Below are 14700 nucleotides of genomic sequence, written 5' to 3'. Positions count from 1 at the left end.
AACAGCCCAGTCTATATCCGGCCGCGTGGCGATCTCCTGATAGGTCGGCCACGAAATTTCTGCTGTCGCGCTGCCCATTCGAAAGACCGAATAAAGCAGCAAGTTCACGCTGCCGGTAGGTGCGCCGACAATCAGTTCGGTGCCAGAGATAGTGTTACCGAAGCCTTCGCGGGCGCCTGTGCGGGCTTTGTCTACGCCCAGAAAAAGTGCCACCGACAAGGCAACTGCCAACAGGGTGAGCAAAACAGATCCCTTGCGGTTCATGAGGCTCTGCCAGGCGAGAGACAGGATAGCGCTCATGCTGACACTCCCGCGCGATTTATCTCGCCGAGGTCTACCGCCCGGTCGAAATGTGTGGCGAGCCCGGCATCGTGGCTGACGAAGAGAAGTGCTGCGCCTGTGCGCCGCGCTTCCTCGCTCAGTAGATCAATGAATTGATCACGGGCATCCGCATCAAGCGCTGAGGTCGGTTCGTCAGCGATCACGATTTCGGGGCCGCCGATCAGGGCGCGTGCGGCGGCGACACGTTGCTGCTGACCGACAGAAAGGTCAGAGACACGGCGTGTCAGTAGAGTCTCGTCCGTCAGGCCCAGCCGCGAAAGCAACCGTCGGGCTTCATCGTCTTCGTTACCGTTGATTGCTGCGCGGCGCTTGGGAGAGAAACGTAGAGGCAGCGTGACATTCCCGATGACGGAGAGATAAGGCACGAGATTGAACATCTGGAAAATCACACCGAGATGGTCCGCCCTCAGGCGGTCCCGCGCTGCGGGTTCCAAGGTCGCCAGATCCTGTCCGAGAACGATGACCTCACCAGAGCCCGCCTCCAGCACACCAGCGATGATGCCGAGAAGGGTGGATTTTCCAGAGCCGGATGCTCCGCGCAGAAACAAGCGCTCGCCCGCCTTCAATTGGAAGTCTGAAATGTCGAGGACCTCATTGCCTGGCGTCCAGGCAAAGGAAAGATTCGAAATAGAGACAATCGGTTCTGCCATGTCAGGATCCGAAGGGCAGGAAAGGGCTGTCCGGTGTGAGTGACGCAGAATTGGATTCCCCTTCTTCACCAAGATAGATGGCGTCGACTTCCTCAAAGGCGGGATAGTGTTCAAAGCCGGTGAACATGAGGCCATCCAGCTGGCTGGGGCGCTTGCAATCCCAGACTATGGACAGGGTGAGTGCAGCATGATCGCCCGATCGGCGCACTTCTGCAGAGCGCTCGACAAGGTCGCAGCGCGCATTGCCCATGAGTTCTGTCAGGCCCTCGGCATATTTTTCAAGCTCGGTGGATTTCTTCTTCGTTTTTTCCGATAGGCCGTAATTTACGAGCGGGGCGTCAACGGTGATCGTGACGAAACTGGTGTCGAGCGCAACGGCCAACTCTGCAGCGCCGTGTACATGGGCTTCGCCGCCAGCATATTCACCATGGTCCTCGTCATGACTATCATCGTCACGGTGCTCTGCCGTATGAGCCGAGTACTCCATATCTGACGCAGGAGGAGTGGATTCGACCGTCGGTGGAGGCTCCACTGCAGCCGGTTCAGGTTCGTATGGCACTTCTGCGCTACAGGCGACGCACAGCGTCAAACCGGCACCCGCCAGAAGCATTTTTGCGCCACGGCCCCATGATCGGTCTATCATATCGCTCCCATTGCCCCGATTGGGGAATTCAGTGTTTTCGGAAAATCTGCTCGCAAGCTGAATAATGATACCATATAACACTTCTTCGCAAGGCCGCAGGACGCGGTTATAGACCGCACCTGACTGTTAACGGACCGGCTTACCGCTTTCCATGTTTGAATCCATGCAGGCCCCTTTGTTTTTCGGCTTGATCGCGGCCTTTGTGACCACGGTCGGCCTCATCGCTGTGGCGATGCGGGGCGATTGGAGTGCGCGGTTCTCTGCCGTCATGGGCCTCGCGGCGGCGGGCATGCTCGTCACGCTCAGCCTGTTGCACATTGCGCCGGAAGCCTTTGCCGAAAGTTCTCAGGCGCCATACTTCATGCTGGGCGGATTCCTTGGCGGGCTGATACTTAATTACGGCCTCAACACATTCTTCCCGGAAAGCGTGAATGGCGGCCGGATGGCGGCTGTCACCCCCATAATCGCGATTGCCATCCATTCCTTTATCGACGGCGTCATCTATTCGGTGACCTTTGCCGCGAGCTTTTCCGCAGGTGTCTATGCGGCGGTCTCGCTGATCCTGCATGAATTTCCGGAAGGTGTGATCGCGTTCGCGATCCTGCGCAGGCACAATTTTTCGAACCGGCAATCCTTCCTGTGGGCCTTCCTGGCTGCGTCCGCCACGACCCCGCTGGGCGTGATTATGTCGTCGCCCTTCATGTATTTCCTGGGCAGCGAGGCGGTTGGCGCTCTGTTCGCGGCCTCTGCCGGCCTGCTCCTCTACGTTGCGACCGGCCCCTTGATGGCGCCGATGAAGGAGGAGCCGCCGCTGCGCAGCCTGTTGGCTCTGTCGGCCGGTGTCGCCATAGCGCTCGTGCTGTCCTTCCTGCCGGTACATGACCATGATGATGACCATCACGAGGCCATCCGTATGGAAGCGCCGCATCCGCTGCCGGACGAGATTTGATGCGGCATCGGCTCATCGCCTTTCTGGCATGCTGTCTGATAGCCTGCCTTGCTGTCACATCTGCGCCGCAAGCGGCGTTCGCCCACCCGGAAGACGAGCTTTGCCTGCCGGGGGGAGGGATGGACCCCGCTTTGTGCCGGGAGCTTCAGGAACTGGACAGGGCTGGTGACGCAACTGAAACAGGAGACAACGTCTCAGGCAGCGAGGTTGAACTCGACAGATCCGGGATCGAGACGGCGATCTTCTATGTTCGGATCGGATTCGAGCACATCCTGCCAATGGGGGTGGACCATATCCTGTTCGTCCTGGCGCTTTTCCTGTCCAGTCGGCGGATAAAGCCGCTGCTCTGGCAAATCTCCGCCTTCACGCTGGCGCACACATCCACGCTCGGCCTTGCGGCTGCCGGGGTGATCTCGCCTCCGGCAAGTATCGTCGAGCCACTGATTGCTCTGACAATCGCCTGGGCCGCGCTTGAGAACATCCTGTTCAAGGAACCAAGCGCCTGGCGTCCGGCACTCGTATTCGGCTTTGGCCTGATCCACGGCATGGGTTTCGCCGGTGCGTTTGGGGATCTTGGCCTGCCACCGGGGATCTTCTGGCCAGCTTTGATCGGATTCAATGTCGGCGTTGAGATCGGCCAGCTCGCCGTTATCGGCATGGCGCTTGCAGTGGCCGTTGTCATCAGGGGCGCCCTGAAGCAGGCCGGCCGGCCAGACCTCTACCGGCCAGTTCTGGTATGGCCGGTATCGGCGGCCATCGGAGCAATTGGGCTCTGGTGGGCAATCGAGCGGACCTTCCTTAACTCTTAGCCTGGCAAAGTGCGCTTCGACTCGGAACGGAACGCGCTCAATGGCCTCTCGCGACTGGATCAGACATCTCAGCTCGGCTCTGCTGGCTTCGGCACTGACGGGTTGGATTGGTTTTGCAGAATACGCATCGGCGTATGTGCCCCCTCCAGCGAACGTTGAAACGACCTCGCCGCGCTCACTTCTGAAGGAGCCTGGCCTTGCCCTGAGGCAGGTCTATGCTGAGGCAGCCGCATGGCGCGGTGCCGAAGCAAAGCAGGCGCGCAATGCCATGATCGCTGCCTGGCTTGGTGGACTGAACGATGCTGGTTTGGCGGACTATTCAGTACGCCATCTGGACAAGGGCTTGATCTATGCAATCCGTTTCCGAAACCCTGTTGTCGAGGATGACATCCATGCGCTTTGGGTTGCGGTGCCGGATGGTCCGGATCTGCCGTCGTCGGTCCTGCTACGCACACCTCATCGCGGCGCGGCTGACCTGACCATTCTGGAACTGCAGTCGTGTACCTCTCGTCGGACACTGCAAGTATCCGATGACACCTTACTGACGGAGCAGGCTAAGGCCCGTGCAGTTTCTCAGCTTAGCGCCTATCTCGACACACCTGATCCGATGCCCATCACGGTATTGAGCGAAGCACGAGACATTTGTCGTCAGATTGCGCGAGTCTTGCCCACACCTGAGAAATAGTCCCAAAAGCTCAAGCCTGTTCAAGACGTTTTTCTGAGTCGCTCCGTGGCGGCTTCGTCGGCATCCCGCATCGTGAAGCGCTTCGTGAATTCAGTTACGCGCGGAGCGATCTCGGTCTGAAAGCGTCTGCCATTGAATACGCCGTAATGGCCAACGCCCGGCTGGATATAGTCGGTCTGCATGTCTTCCGGCAACTTCACACATAGGTCGTGTGCAGCCTGTGTTTGACCGATGCCGGAAATATCATCCTTCTCGCCTTCAACCGTCATCAGCGCGACATCGCGGATCAGTTCCGGTTTGACGAGATGTGTTCCGCGATAGCGATACATGCCGCGGGCCAGCTGGTGCTCCTGAAACACGCGTACGATTGTTTGCAGGTAGAATTCTTCCGTCAGGTCGAGCACCGACAGGTATTCATCGTAGAATTCCCGATGCTTGCCGACATTGTCGCCATCCCCTTCAACCAGATGATTGAAAAAGTTCCAGTGCGCATCGACATGGCGCGACCAGTTCATGTTCATGAAGGAAGCGAGCTGGACAAAGCCTGGATAGACTCTCCGGAACATGCCCGGGTAGGGGCCCGGCACAGTGTGGATCATGTTCTCTTCAAACCACGAAAGCGGTTTTTCCTCGGCCAGCACGTTCGGAACGGTCGGACTAAGCCGTGTGTCGATCGGCGACCCCATGAACGTCATGGAAGCGGGCCGGGCCGGGTCATCATCCTCGGCCATCATGGCGACAGCAGCAAGCACAGGCGGGCCTGGCTGACACACGCCAAGTACATGGGCGCCCGCGCCCAGATGAGTCAGCATCGATCGTATGTGATCAATATAATCGTCCAGATCGAACCGCCCCAACCAGACAGGTGCCATACGAGAGTCCTGCCAGTCAGTGATGTAGACATCATGGGTCGGCAGGAACGCCTCAACTGTCCCGCGCAGCAGAGTGGCATAATGGCCAGAGAGCGGGGCAGCTATCAGAAGACGGGGCTGAGGGCCGAGCTTTTCTGTATTCCGGGCGGCGGCAAGCGCTTCTGGATCCTTCTTGAAGTGGATCATGTTGCACCAAGGCGAGCGCCACGCCACAACAGGGGTCACATCAATGGGCGCGCTATTGATCCGCACCGTATCGATCCGCCATTCCGGTTTACCGTAATAGCGTGTTGCGCTTTCAAATACGTCCGCCATGGCGGACAGCGAGCGACCATAGTCGGTCTGCCCCATCAGGTTCAGCGGCGAACTCAGCGCTGCGCGACTGGCGCGCGCGGCAACCCGCATGGGTGCCATTGCCGCCCGGTTCATTTCGACAAGTGAGTACAGCATCAGCTACACACCTTTCATGTTGCGGTGCAGCATAGATGGCAATCCCTAACAGGGCAAACATATTCGCCAGATAGGCGTGTGTCGGGACGGGAACTTCATGGTTTCATTTTTCTGCAAAATTGATCGAATTCAGCAAGCTTCAGCTTAACCGGGACAAGGTAAATTGTCCCCGAAATGGAGTGATTGCCATGTTCCTCAAATGCCAACCCAATCCCCATCGCGGCGGTCGCATGACCCGGGCCATCATCTATGAGCAGGCTCCGGGCCAGCATTTTGCGATTGATGCGGAAACTCTGCACAAACAGCCGGAATTGCTCAATGATTTCGGCAGCTACATGCACACGCGCTTTCGTGTTCTGGACGCGTTGGCCTATTTCATCTGCCTTGCGGGTGTATTGGCATCTCTGGCCTTTGTCTGGTGGATGTTCCTGCCGGGCATTGCAATTTGCACCATGATGCTGGCTGTCAATCGAAAGGCCGCTGGCGAGATTGCGCTGCGAGCTGCCCGGAAATCGGCCGACAATTTCAGAAAACTGCACGAAATGGGCTGTCTCTGGCTCGTATTCGCCTGATCCCCGCTAGATGCGGATCATGCCGAGTACGACGGATACAATCGCCACCAACGTAAACATCAGGGACAGGCTGACCGAAATGGCGCGCTGACCCTTGCGGCTCGTGCGTTCGCCCTTTTGCTTCTTCCCGGGTGTCAGCATCCAGCGATTGGAGAAGAATCCGAAAGCTGCGAGCAAGGCGGTGACGGCGGCTGCCCAGCTTGAGGCAAGCAGGAAGAACGCGCCGGAAGCGAGCATCATGCCGGCAATCGGCGTGGACGTCTGGAGCAGCAATTCCCGGACGTGGCGATCAGCGCGCGATCCGTCCAGCTTGTCAAAGCTGCAATTGGGCGACGCAATGGCCGCGACCCAGGACGCGCCCACGGCCATCGCACCAGCGAGCAGACCAAGATGCGTGGCGGTGGTGGAGATTCCTTCGAACATGCACTGCAATATGCGCCGGATTCGCGGGCTGGCCTAGAGAAAGCTTCGAGAGACGACGGCGGCGATCATCTTTTCATCGTCGGGCAGCTGGCCATCCAGTATCAGCATCGACAATCCATGCACGATCGACCAGGCCTGAAGGCGTTTGACCATCTGTAATTCGGGCGGCGTATCCTTCGGCAACACATCCCCCAACGTGTTGGACAACATAGCGAATGCGCCGGTCTCTTTCGCCTGATTTGGCTGAAGCACTTCGGCGCGAGGCGCTTTCGTCATCATCAGGCGAAACAGAGACGGATTGTCTATTGCAAACCGGACATAGGTTCGCCCCATGATTTCGAACGCATCAATGCCCGCTGGAGTTTTGGAAAGGGCATCCCGGAACGTATCAGACAGCTTCACGCTCCCAACTCCGCACAAAGCGCCTAGAAGCGCGGCCTTATTGGGAAAGTGTCGATAAACTGCCGTCGCTGAAACACCGACATTCCGGGCAATTTTTCTGAGGCTCACTTTCTCGGCCGGGCTGTTGCTGATCTGCGCCAATCCTTCTTCGATCAGGGCGGCCCTTAGATCACCATGGTGGTAGTTCCGGCCCTGAGCGTTCATGTTGACACTGTTATCATTCCTCGGCATGTTATCAGTGTAAACATTGCGGCGCAGACAACAAGCCGCGAGGATGATCTCCATGCCCAGCCCTGTGAAAACAGCTATTCGGGGAGTCGTGACAAAAGGAGTCATGGCGGTGGCGGGATTCAACCGCAGCCGGCGCAAGGCAACACAGCCCAACATCTTTCTTGAAGGCGTTCATACCCCGCTGACGGAAGAGATCACCGAAATTGATCCAAAGGTGACGGGGGCTATTCCCGCTGGTCTGAATGGCCTTTACGTCCGCAATGGCCCGAACCCCGTTTCGCCGGTCAATCCAGCTGCACATCATTGGTTTGTAGGGGATGGCATGTTGCACGGTGTCCGCCTGCAGGATGGCAAGGCGCTTTGGTACCGCAATCGCTGGGTGAGGTCCAACAGTGTGAGTGATGCCCTTGGCGAGCCGCGTGCGCCCGGTCCGCGTCACCCCAGAATTGATGTGGCGAACACGAACATTGTTGGTCACGCAGGAAAGATCTGGGCGATTGTTGAAGCGGGTGGGTATCCCGTCGAAGTGTCCGAGGACCTGGAGACGCGTGCGCATTCGGACTTTGACGGGACTTTGGGTCAATCTTTTTCCGCGCACCCGCATTACGACCCCGACACAGGCGAGATGCACGCCATCTGTTACGAGTCGCAGCAAACCAATCTGCTTTGGCACAAGGTGCTGGGCGCTGATGGCCGCGTGCGCCGGGATGAGCCAATCCCTGTCGAGCACGGCCCAATGGTTCATGACTGCATGATCACCCCGAAATACGTGATCGTGATGGACCTTCCGGTGACGTTCTCCATGAGTGCCATCATCAGTGGCATGAGCTTTCCGTACCGGTGGAATGAGAACCACAAGGCGCGTATTGGTCTGTTACCGCGAGAGGGGAGTGCGGATGATATCATCTGGTGTGATGTCGATCCCTGTTACATCTTCCATCCTGCGAATGCCTATGAAACCGAGGACGGAAAAGTCGTGATGGACGCATGTGTTTATGATCACATGTTTGCCCCTGACAATACTGGCCCGGACGGCGTCCCGAAATTTGAATCCCTGACGATTGATCCGGCGACGCGAACCGTGTCACGGCGTGTGATAGATGACCGCGCTCATGAGTTTCCGCGCTATGATGAGCGGCTGACCGGAAAACCCTATCGCTATGTTTACACAACGGCTGTCGCGGCAGACGGCTTCCTCACCGAAACACGCATCTTCAAGCATGACCTGACCAATGGCAGCTGCGAAGTTCGCGATTTTGGATCAGGACGGGTGCCGGGCGAATTCATTTTCATTCCTGCCAGCGAAACGGCCTCAGAGGATGAGGGCTGGCTGATGGGCTATGTGGTCGACACGAACGCGGGCCTATCCGAATTGGTCATTCTCGATGCCGCAAATTTCACCGCACCGGCGGTTGCAACCGTGCACATTCCGCAACGCATTCCGCAGGGATTCCACGGTAATTTCATTCCAGTTGGCTGAGTGGGGGGACGAGGGGGCCGTCGATGACGGCCCCCTTCCACGTACCCTTAAAGGGCGGCCTCGTAGACCTTTGCATAATCATCCGCGCTCATAGGCTTTGGATTGCCGAAATGGGCGAGGTCTTTAAGTGCATACTCAACCACGCCGGGGGCGTCGTCTGCCGACAATCCGATGGCGGACAGGGTGGCTGGGATGCCGATATCGGCATTCAGCTCTGCAATTGCGTCGCCAAGATCCGCGCCGGGTTTCAGACCCATGGCCTGACGAAGACGCACATATTTCTCATCGGCTGAACCCTCATGGAAGCGTAGGATATGCGGCAGGAAGATCGCGTTCAGCGTGCCGTGGTGCAGTCGCTTGTCATGCAGACGGCCCGCCGCGTGTGACAGGGCGTGGACCCCGCCAAGGCCTTTCACGAATGCCAGAGCGCCTTCATAACTCGCCATCATCATGTGCCAGCGGGCGTCCGCGTCCGAGCCATCCTTGACCGCCTTCTTCAGCCAGCCATTGCCGACGGCGCGGAACACGCCCTCATACGCAATGCCTTCGGCAGGCGGATTCACGGTTGGGGACAGGACTGATTCAATGCAGTGTGTGACGGCGTCCATCCCAGTGGCGGCCGTCAGTCCGGCAGGAAGGCCAAGAGTCAGGTCCGGATCGCAAATGGCTGTGGCAGGGATCAGGTTTGGAGAGACGATGGTCTCCTTGCGGCCATTCTCCAGTACAAGGACCAGGCCGACTGAGACTTCTGAACCCGTACCGGATGTGGTCGGGATGGCGATCAGCGGCGGGATCTTGCCGATCTTCTTGGCACCGCCGGTGATGGCAGCATAATTTTCGAGCGGTTCATCATGACTGACCAGCAGGCCGATTCCCTTGGCATGGTCCATGGACGAGCCGCCGCCGAGTGCGATCAGGCCGTCGGCGCCGCATGCCTTGTAGGCGGCTGCCGCTTCCTTGGTCTGCTTCTCGGTCGGGTTCGGCACGGTCTCCGCGAACACGCCTGCCGCTGCAACGCCCAACGCATCTTCGACCTTCGCCAGAATGCCGGCGGCCTTGATGCCGGGGTCCGTCACAATGAAAGGCCGGGTCATGCCGAGCTTCTTCGCCGTACCGGCGAGCTGCTTCAAGGCACCTGAATCAAAGATGCAAGTGGTGAGATAATTTATGACGGGCATGGTGTGGTCCTCATTGGGATGGTTTCCTCACCCTCCATGTGCCCCAGCGGAAGCGCACAGTTCAAGCCTGACCGTGGGAGAACCGGGATGGTACGCCGCAGCAGGCGGATGGATATAGCTCGGACGGAAGCGCACCGAACCAAGATCTCAGGAAGTGCTCACCGGCGCAATTGGGAAGAATACCTAGTCGCGATGCCATGACGCGCGACACGCGCCCGCGCGTCAAAACGGGCAATTATCCTCATCAAATCATCGGAGTAGGCGTTTGGCATCCGGCGCGAATTGGTGCGCCAAAACAGGAGTTAAACGACATGAAACAGCTTCTCCTTGCTACTCTGGTTGCCGGGGCAACTTGGGTCGGGACAGCACCTGCTGCCTCGGCAGACGAGAATCCCTGGATGGTCCGCGGACGCGTCATCGGGGTCCTGCCGGATGAGTCCGGCGATCTCTCCGTCGCAGGGTCGCGCCTTGCAGGGGATGTGGACATTTCAGACCAGTACGTGCCCGAATTGGACATTACTTACTTCTTCACGAAGAATATCGCTGCCGAGCTGATCCTTGGCGTGACGCCACATGATGTGAAAGCCACGGGCGTGACCGTTCCAGGCGCACTCGATAATGCAACGATCGATCTGGGCGATGTCACGCTGCTGCCACCCACTCTGACGGTGCAATACCACTTCGTGAATGACAGCCAGTGGAAGCCCTATGTCGGTGCCGGCATCAATGCGACCTTCTTCTTCAACGAGGATGAAGGCCCTGTCGCAGACGGCATAGATTACGACACCAGTGTCGGTCTCGCGCTTCAGGCGGGCGTAGATTACGATCTTGATGGCGAGCCAGGTGGCTGGGCTGTCAACGCAGACATCAAGAAGATCTGGATAAATCCGGATGTGACTGTGGATTTCACCACGGCGCTGGGCGCAACAGTGGATGCTGACGTGGACATCAATCCACTCGTGGTGGGACTGGGGCTCGGATATAAATTCTGAGCGCCATACCATGAGGGCAGGGCTTTGACCCATTGCGCCCTGTCCTCACTCTCTCTTGGGCCGTGCTATTTCCCGACAGCGCGGCCTTTTTTCCGCTTTCTGCAGAGCGGTCGTTGCACGCCCCGCCCGCGCGTATACAGAATGCCAGCATGGCTATTCTTTCTGTCAAAGATCTTCGTGTTTCCTTCGACACACCTGACGGTGTGGTTGAGGCTGTCAAAGGTATAAGTTTCGACGTCGCCAAGGGCGAATGCCTCGGCATTGTCGGCGAAAGCGGCTCCGGGAAGAGCCAGTCTGCGCTCTCGGCTCTGGGTCTGTTGGCAGGCAATGGCACTGCAACCGGCCGGATTGATTTCGATGGCACCAATATGCTGGAGGCTTCGGACGCAACACTTCGCAATATCCGTGGCGCGCGGATGTCGATGATTTTTCAGGACCCGCTGACCAGTTTGACGCCGCACATGACAGTCGGCGCGCAGATGCGCGAAGTGTTGGCGCTCCATAAGGGCCTCAAGGGCGAAGAAGCGGATCGCATATGCGTCGACTGGCTGGAGAATGTGCGCATTCCGGAAGCAGCCCGGCGCATGAACCAGTTTCCGCATGAGCTTTCAGGTGGCATGCGCCAGCGCGTCATGATTGCCATCGCCATGCTTTGCAATCCTGAACTGTTGCTCGCGGATGAGCCTACCACAGCGCTGGATGTGACCGTGCAGGCGCAGGTGCTGGAACTGATGGACGAGCTGAAACGCGAGACGGGTACCGGCATCGCGCTGATCACTCACAATATGGGTGTGGTCGCCCGCATGTGCGACCGCGTCATCGTCATGCGTCATGGCGAGATCGTCGAGCAGGGGAGCGTCGACGACATTTTCTACAAGCCTCAGGCAGACTATACGAAGATGCTGCTCAATGCTGTGCCGCGCATCGACGAACCTGATCGTCCGGGCCGACCCGTCCTGTCGGCGCCGCCGGCGCCTGAAACTGAGCCGGTTCTCAAGGTAGAGGACATGAAAATCCATTTCCCGATTGCGGTGAAGGGCGGTCTGTTTGGCAAGACGAAGCCGTTGAAAGCGGTGGATGGTGTTTCGTTCGATTTGAAACCGGGCGAGACGTTGGGAGTTGTCGGAGAATCCGGGTGTGGCAAGTCCACGCTCGCGCGCGGCGTGTTGAACCTCATCCCTCCAACCGATGGCACGGTTGCCTGGCTGGGGCGCGACATATCCAAGGCGAGCCGCAAGGAAATGAACGGCCTGCGCGACGATCTCCAGATCGTGTTCCAGGACCCGCTCGCCAGCCTTGACCCCCGCATGACCATCGGCGCTTCCATTGCCGAACCGTTGCAAGTTCACCAACCCCGCCTGTCGCGCGCGGATCGGGAAGCGAAAGTACGCGAAATCCTGCCGCGGGTCGGGCTCGACCCGAATTTGATCAACCGGTACCCGCACGAATTGTCTGGGGGCCAGAACCAGCGGGTTGGCATTGCCCGTGCCATGATCCTTCAGCCGAAACTGGTGATCTGTGATGAAGCGGTTTCCGCGCTTGATGTGTCTGTCCAGGCGCAAGTCGTGGATTTGCTGATCGAGCTGCAGAAAGAGTTCGGCCTCGCCATGATCTTCATCAGCCACGATCTCGCCGTCGTGCGGCAGATCAGCCACCGGGTAATGGTGTTGTATCTTGGCCGCGTAGTGGAACTTGCCGGTCGCAATGCCATCTACACCGAAGCGCGCCACCCCTATACGAAAGCGCTGATTGCGGCTGTGCCAAACGCTGATCCGACCGGGGAGCGCACGCGGGAACGCTTGCGCCTGACGGGCGATCTTCCGAGTCCGCTCGACAGCCGTGCATCGCTGCGCTTCATGAAGTCCAAACTCATTGATGATGGGGACGCGGAACAGTACCAACCGAAACTGGTCGAGATTGCTCCAGGCCACCTTGTGGCAGAGCATGACCCCGTGATGGGCGGCGCAGGATTGCGAGCCAGTTAAGCGCTGCAGGCAGGGCAGGGTGTGCGCTGTAAGCTTGGCTTAAGACGAATGTGTCATGGTGCAGGCTGAGTTAATGCCGGAGCCCGCGCGTCTTGCCCCAATTGATTGGTCTTGTTCTTGTGGTCGTCCTCGTGATGGGCGGCCTCGTCCTCACGGGCGGACACGGCGCCATGCAGGCGCTGCCGTTCGAACTGGCCCTGATTGGTGGCGCCGCGGTCGGCACCATTCTGATCGGTAATTCGCCGAAAGTTGCCAAGGAAGCTTTGGGTGGGTTCGTTCGCTCGTTTCAGGGCAGCCGTTGGCAGCGTGCCCAACACCGCGAATTGCTGGTTCTGCTGTCCAACTTGATGCGCAAGGTACGCCAAGGCGGGTTTGTCGCGATTGAATCGGATATCGAAGACCCGGATGCGTCGCCCTTGTTTGCTTTGTCCCCTGCGGTGCTTTCCGATCCTGCTGCGCGTGACATGATCTGCGATTCCTTTCGCCTGATGGCGCTCGACCTGTCAGACCCTGCACGGGCTGAGGCGCATATGGAGCAGTCTGTGGCCCTGCATGTCGACCAGCGCATGAAAGCAGTGAGTGCACTCAATACTGTAGCCGATGCCTTGCCAGCGCTCGGTATCGTGGCGGCTGTGCTGGGCATCATCAAGACCATGGGGTCGATTGATCAGTCGCCTGCAGTGCTTGGAATGATGATCGGGTCAGCTCTGCTGGGCACCTTTCTCGGTGTATTTTTGGCTTATGGCGTAGTTGGGCCTGTCGCCGCTCGCTTCGGACAGATTGTCGAAGATGAGGCCCAGCCTCTCGATGTGATCCGCACGGTGTTGTCTGCATTTGGCGGCGGGGTTCAGCCAGGCATTGCCGTAGAACTTGGCCGCACGGCCATTCCCGTAGATCAGCGCCCCGACGCGGAATCGGTTGAACGGGCCCAGACGAGCGCCCGTTTTGCTGAACGCGCCGTCGCCTGAGACAGCCGCCATTCTGCGTTGACCCCGCAGGCATGAGGCCGCATCACCGATGAATGCCTGATATTCGTTTGGCCACGTTCAATTGCGAAAACCTGATGATGCGCTGCGATTTCGCGCGCTCAGGTCTCGCCAATGCGCGTCGCAAGCTGACCGATGTCGACGACGCCCTGGTCGCCGAACAGGTGGATGCGGTTTTCGATGTCCTGTCCGAGGATGACCGCACCCTGACCGCGCAGGCTCTGGTCGCGACCAAGGCCGAAGTGTGCGCGCTGCAGGAGGTCGAAAACCTCGTCACCTTGACCGCTTTTGACAATCGCTATGTCGGGCGCTGGGCCGGAAAGCCGTTTGGCGAACGTGTGCTGCACGAAGGGAATGACAGCCGCGGGATTGATGTGGGTCTGTTGTCGTCGCTTACGGTTGCATTCCAGCGCAGCCATGCGCGGGCGACCTTCGGACGGTTGGGCATTCACCCCCCCAAAGGGGCTTCCATCAATGACTACGTCTTTCGCCGGGATTGTCTGGAAGTGGATGTGGAAAAAGACGGGCGGCTTTTGACACTTTTTGTCTGCCACTTCAAATCCATGCATGGTGGACGCAAGAGGACGGTTGCCATGCGTGAAGCTGAAGCTCAGGCTGTGCGCCGGATTGTAAGCCAGCGATTTGATGACCCGGCGAAAGCGGAATGGGTTATTCTGGGTGATTTCAATGATTATTGGGAAGTAGATGGCCGCCCGGCACGGCCGCATGGTCTGGGGGCGCTGGTAGGCGACGGGTTCGCCATCGATCTGGCCAGCCGCGCCATTGCAGACCCCTATGACCGCTGGACTCACCATTATAGCGGCGACGACACCTATGGCGCGCTGGATCACATCTTCCTGTCACCCAAGCTCGCCGCCCTGAATCCTGCTGCCAGGGTTGAGATTGTGCGGGCAGGATCGCCATATAGAGCCGCGAGATATGATGGGGCTCGCTTTCCCGGCGTCGGCTGGATTACGCCGAAAGCTTCTGATCATTGTCCGATGGTGGCGACTTTAAAATTTGAAGGTCGCCCTGCGGCACCCTAATTTAT

The 14700-nt window shown here is 58.6% G+C and carries 15 protein-coding genes and 1 pseudogene; 9 read left to right on the top strand and 7 right to left on the bottom strand.

What is annotated here, in order from left to right:
• The 3 genes and pseudogenes from B3527_RS12290 to B3527_RS12280 all read right to left on the bottom strand — a co-directional run.
• Nucleotides 1-300: pseudogene (locus tag B3527_RS12290) on the bottom strand (ABC transporter permease); the annotation flags it as partial.
• Nucleotides 297-992, bottom strand: a complete 696-nt coding sequence (locus B3527_RS12285) for an ABC transporter ATP-binding protein (protein ID WP_290480057.1) — start codon at nt 990-992, stop codon at nt 297-299. The gene B3527_RS12285 and the pseudogene B3527_RS12290, both read right to left, overlap by 4 nt.
• A gap of 1 nt (nt 993) precedes the next feature.
• A complete protein-coding gene (locus tag B3527_RS12280) occupies nt 994-1635 on the bottom strand; it encodes a ZrgA family zinc uptake protein (RefSeq protein WP_290480056.1) in 642 nt (213 codons plus the stop codon).
• A 151-nt stretch (nt 1636-1786) separates the two neighbouring features.
• On the opposite strand from B3527_RS12280, the gene B3527_RS12275 reads away from it, so the two are divergent.
• The 3 genes from B3527_RS12275 to B3527_RS12265 are packed head-to-tail and all read left to right on the top strand — an operon-like array spanning nt 1787 to nt 4078.
• Nucleotides 1787-2584, top strand: a complete 798-nt coding sequence (locus B3527_RS12275; RefSeq protein ID WP_206991468.1) for a ZIP family metal transporter — start codon at nt 1787-1789, stop codon at nt 2582-2584.
• Complete coding sequence (locus B3527_RS12270) at nt 2584-3393, top strand: HupE/UreJ family protein (protein ID WP_290480055.1); 810 nt, start codon at nt 2584-2586, stop codon at nt 3391-3393. Before B3527_RS12275 ends, B3527_RS12270 begins: the two co-directional genes overlap by 1 nt.
• Before the next feature lie 40 nt (nt 3394-3433).
• Nucleotides 3434-4078 (top strand): hypothetical protein, encoded by a 645-nt coding sequence (locus tag B3527_RS12265; protein WP_290480054.1) that lies wholly within the window; start codon nt 3434-3436, stop codon nt 4076-4078.
• Between the two features lie 20 nt (nt 4079-4098).
• Here B3527_RS12265 and B3527_RS12260 read toward each other — a convergent pair whose 3' ends face one another.
• A complete protein-coding gene (locus B3527_RS12260) occupies nt 4099-5400 on the bottom strand; it encodes a polyhydroxyalkanoate depolymerase (RefSeq protein ID WP_290480053.1) in 1302 nt (433 codons plus the stop codon).
• 188 nt (nt 5401-5588) lie between these two features.
• On the opposite strand from B3527_RS12260, the gene B3527_RS12255 reads away from it, so the two are divergent.
• Nucleotides 5589-5972 (top strand): hypothetical protein, encoded by a 384-nt coding sequence (locus B3527_RS12255; RefSeq protein ID WP_206991464.1) that lies wholly within the window; start codon nt 5589-5591, stop codon nt 5970-5972.
• A 6-nt stretch (nt 5973-5978) separates the two neighbouring features.
• On the opposite strand, the gene B3527_RS12250 is transcribed toward B3527_RS12255, so the two are convergent.
• On the bottom strand, nt 5979-6395 hold the full coding sequence (locus tag B3527_RS12250; RefSeq protein ID WP_290480052.1) for a hypothetical protein: 417 nt from the start codon (nt 6393-6395) through the stop codon (nt 5979-5981).
• 33 nt (nt 6396-6428) lie between these two features.
• Nucleotides 6429-7001: a TetR/AcrR family transcriptional regulator gene (locus tag B3527_RS12245; protein WP_290480051.1), complete on the bottom strand. Its 573-nt coding sequence runs from the start codon at nt 6999-7001 to the stop codon at nt 6429-6431.
• A gap of 115 nt (nt 7002-7116) precedes the next feature.
• Here B3527_RS12245 and B3527_RS12240 point away from each other — a divergent pair, with 115 nt between their 5' ends.
• Entirely contained in the window at nt 7117-8508 is a 1392-nt protein-coding gene (locus B3527_RS12240; RefSeq protein WP_242517412.1) for a carotenoid oxygenase family protein, read from the top strand.
• Between the two features lie 47 nt (nt 8509-8555).
• On the opposite strand, the gene B3527_RS12235 is transcribed toward B3527_RS12240, so the two are convergent.
• On the bottom strand, nt 8556-9686 hold the full coding sequence (locus B3527_RS12235; protein ID WP_206991460.1) for an iron-containing alcohol dehydrogenase: 1131 nt from the start codon (nt 9684-9686) through the stop codon (nt 8556-8558).
• Between the two features lie 311 nt (nt 9687-9997).
• On the opposite strand from B3527_RS12235, the gene B3527_RS12230 reads away from it, so the two are divergent.
• The 4 genes from B3527_RS12230 (at nt 9998) to B3527_RS12215 (ending at nt 14695) form a co-directional block, all read left to right on the top strand.
• A complete protein-coding gene (locus tag B3527_RS12230) occupies nt 9998-10678 on the top strand; it encodes an OmpW/AlkL family protein (RefSeq protein WP_290480049.1) in 681 nt (226 codons plus the stop codon).
• A 149-nt stretch (nt 10679-10827) separates the two neighbouring features.
• Nucleotides 10828-12663: a dipeptide ABC transporter ATP-binding protein gene (locus B3527_RS12225; RefSeq protein WP_034814933.1), complete on the top strand. Its 1836-nt coding sequence runs from the start codon at nt 10828-10830 to the stop codon at nt 12661-12663.
• A gap of 92 nt (nt 12664-12755) precedes the next feature.
• On the top strand, nt 12756-13631 hold the full coding sequence (gene motA, locus B3527_RS12220) for a flagellar motor stator protein MotA (RefSeq protein WP_290480048.1): 876 nt from the start codon (nt 12756-12758) through the stop codon (nt 13629-13631).
• A gap of 53 nt (nt 13632-13684) precedes the next feature.
• Nucleotides 13685-14695 carry an endonuclease/exonuclease/phosphatase family protein gene (locus tag B3527_RS12215; protein ID WP_290480047.1) on the top strand — a complete coding sequence of 337 codons (1011 nt, stop codon included), beginning with the start codon at nt 13685-13687 and terminating at the stop codon, nt 14693-14695.
• Nucleotides 14696-14700: the final 5 nt, after the last annotated feature.

The organism is Hyphomonas sp. UBA4505 (genome assembly GCF_002388685.1).
Lineage (GTDB): Bacteria > Pseudomonadota > Alphaproteobacteria > Caulobacterales > Hyphomonadaceae > Hyphomonas.
Note: the sequence above shows the minus strand (reverse complement) of the source record. Positions and strands in the feature narration are given on the sequence as shown.

Coding starts and splice junctions, on each gene's coding strand:
- B3527_RS12285 (WP_290480057.1), bottom strand. CDS start 992: ATGGCAGAACCGATTGTCTCTATTTCGAATCTTTCCTTTGCCTGGACG.
- B3527_RS12280 (WP_290480056.1), bottom strand. CDS start 1,635: ATGATAGACCGATCATGGGGCCGTGGCGCAAAAATGCTTCTGGCGGGT.
- B3527_RS12275 (WP_206991468.1), top strand. CDS start 1,787: ATGTTTGAATCCATGCAGGCCCCTTTGTTTTTCGGCTTGATCGCGGCC.
- B3527_RS12270 (WP_290480055.1), top strand. CDS start 2,584: ATGCGGCATCGGCTCATCGCCTTTCTGGCATGCTGTCTGATAGCCTGC.
- B3527_RS12265 (WP_290480054.1), top strand. CDS start 3,434: ATGGCCTCTCGCGACTGGATCAGACATCTCAGCTCGGCTCTGCTGGCT.
- B3527_RS12260 (WP_290480053.1), bottom strand. CDS start 5,400: ATGCTGTACTCACTTGTCGAAATGAACCGGGCGGCAATGGCACCCATG.
- B3527_RS12255 (WP_206991464.1), top strand. CDS start 5,589: ATGTTCCTCAAATGCCAACCCAATCCCCATCGCGGCGGTCGCATGACC.
- B3527_RS12250 (WP_290480052.1), bottom strand. CDS start 6,395: ATGTTCGAAGGAATCTCCACCACCGCCACGCATCTTGGTCTGCTCGCT.
- B3527_RS12245 (WP_290480051.1), bottom strand. CDS start 7,001: ATGAACGCTCAGGGCCGGAACTACCACCATGGTGATCTAAGGGCCGCC.
- B3527_RS12235 (WP_206991460.1), bottom strand. CDS start 9,686: ATGCCCGTCATAAATTATCTCACCACTTGCATCTTTGATTCAGGTGCC.
- B3527_RS12230 (WP_290480049.1), top strand. CDS start 9,998: ATGAAACAGCTTCTCCTTGCTACTCTGGTTGCCGGGGCAACTTGGGTC.
- B3527_RS12225 (WP_034814933.1), top strand. CDS start 10,828: ATGGCTATTCTTTCTGTCAAAGATCTTCGTGTTTCCTTCGACACACCT.
- B3527_RS12215 (WP_290480047.1), top strand. CDS start 13,685: ATGCCTGATATTCGTTTGGCCACGTTCAATTGCGAAAACCTGATGATG.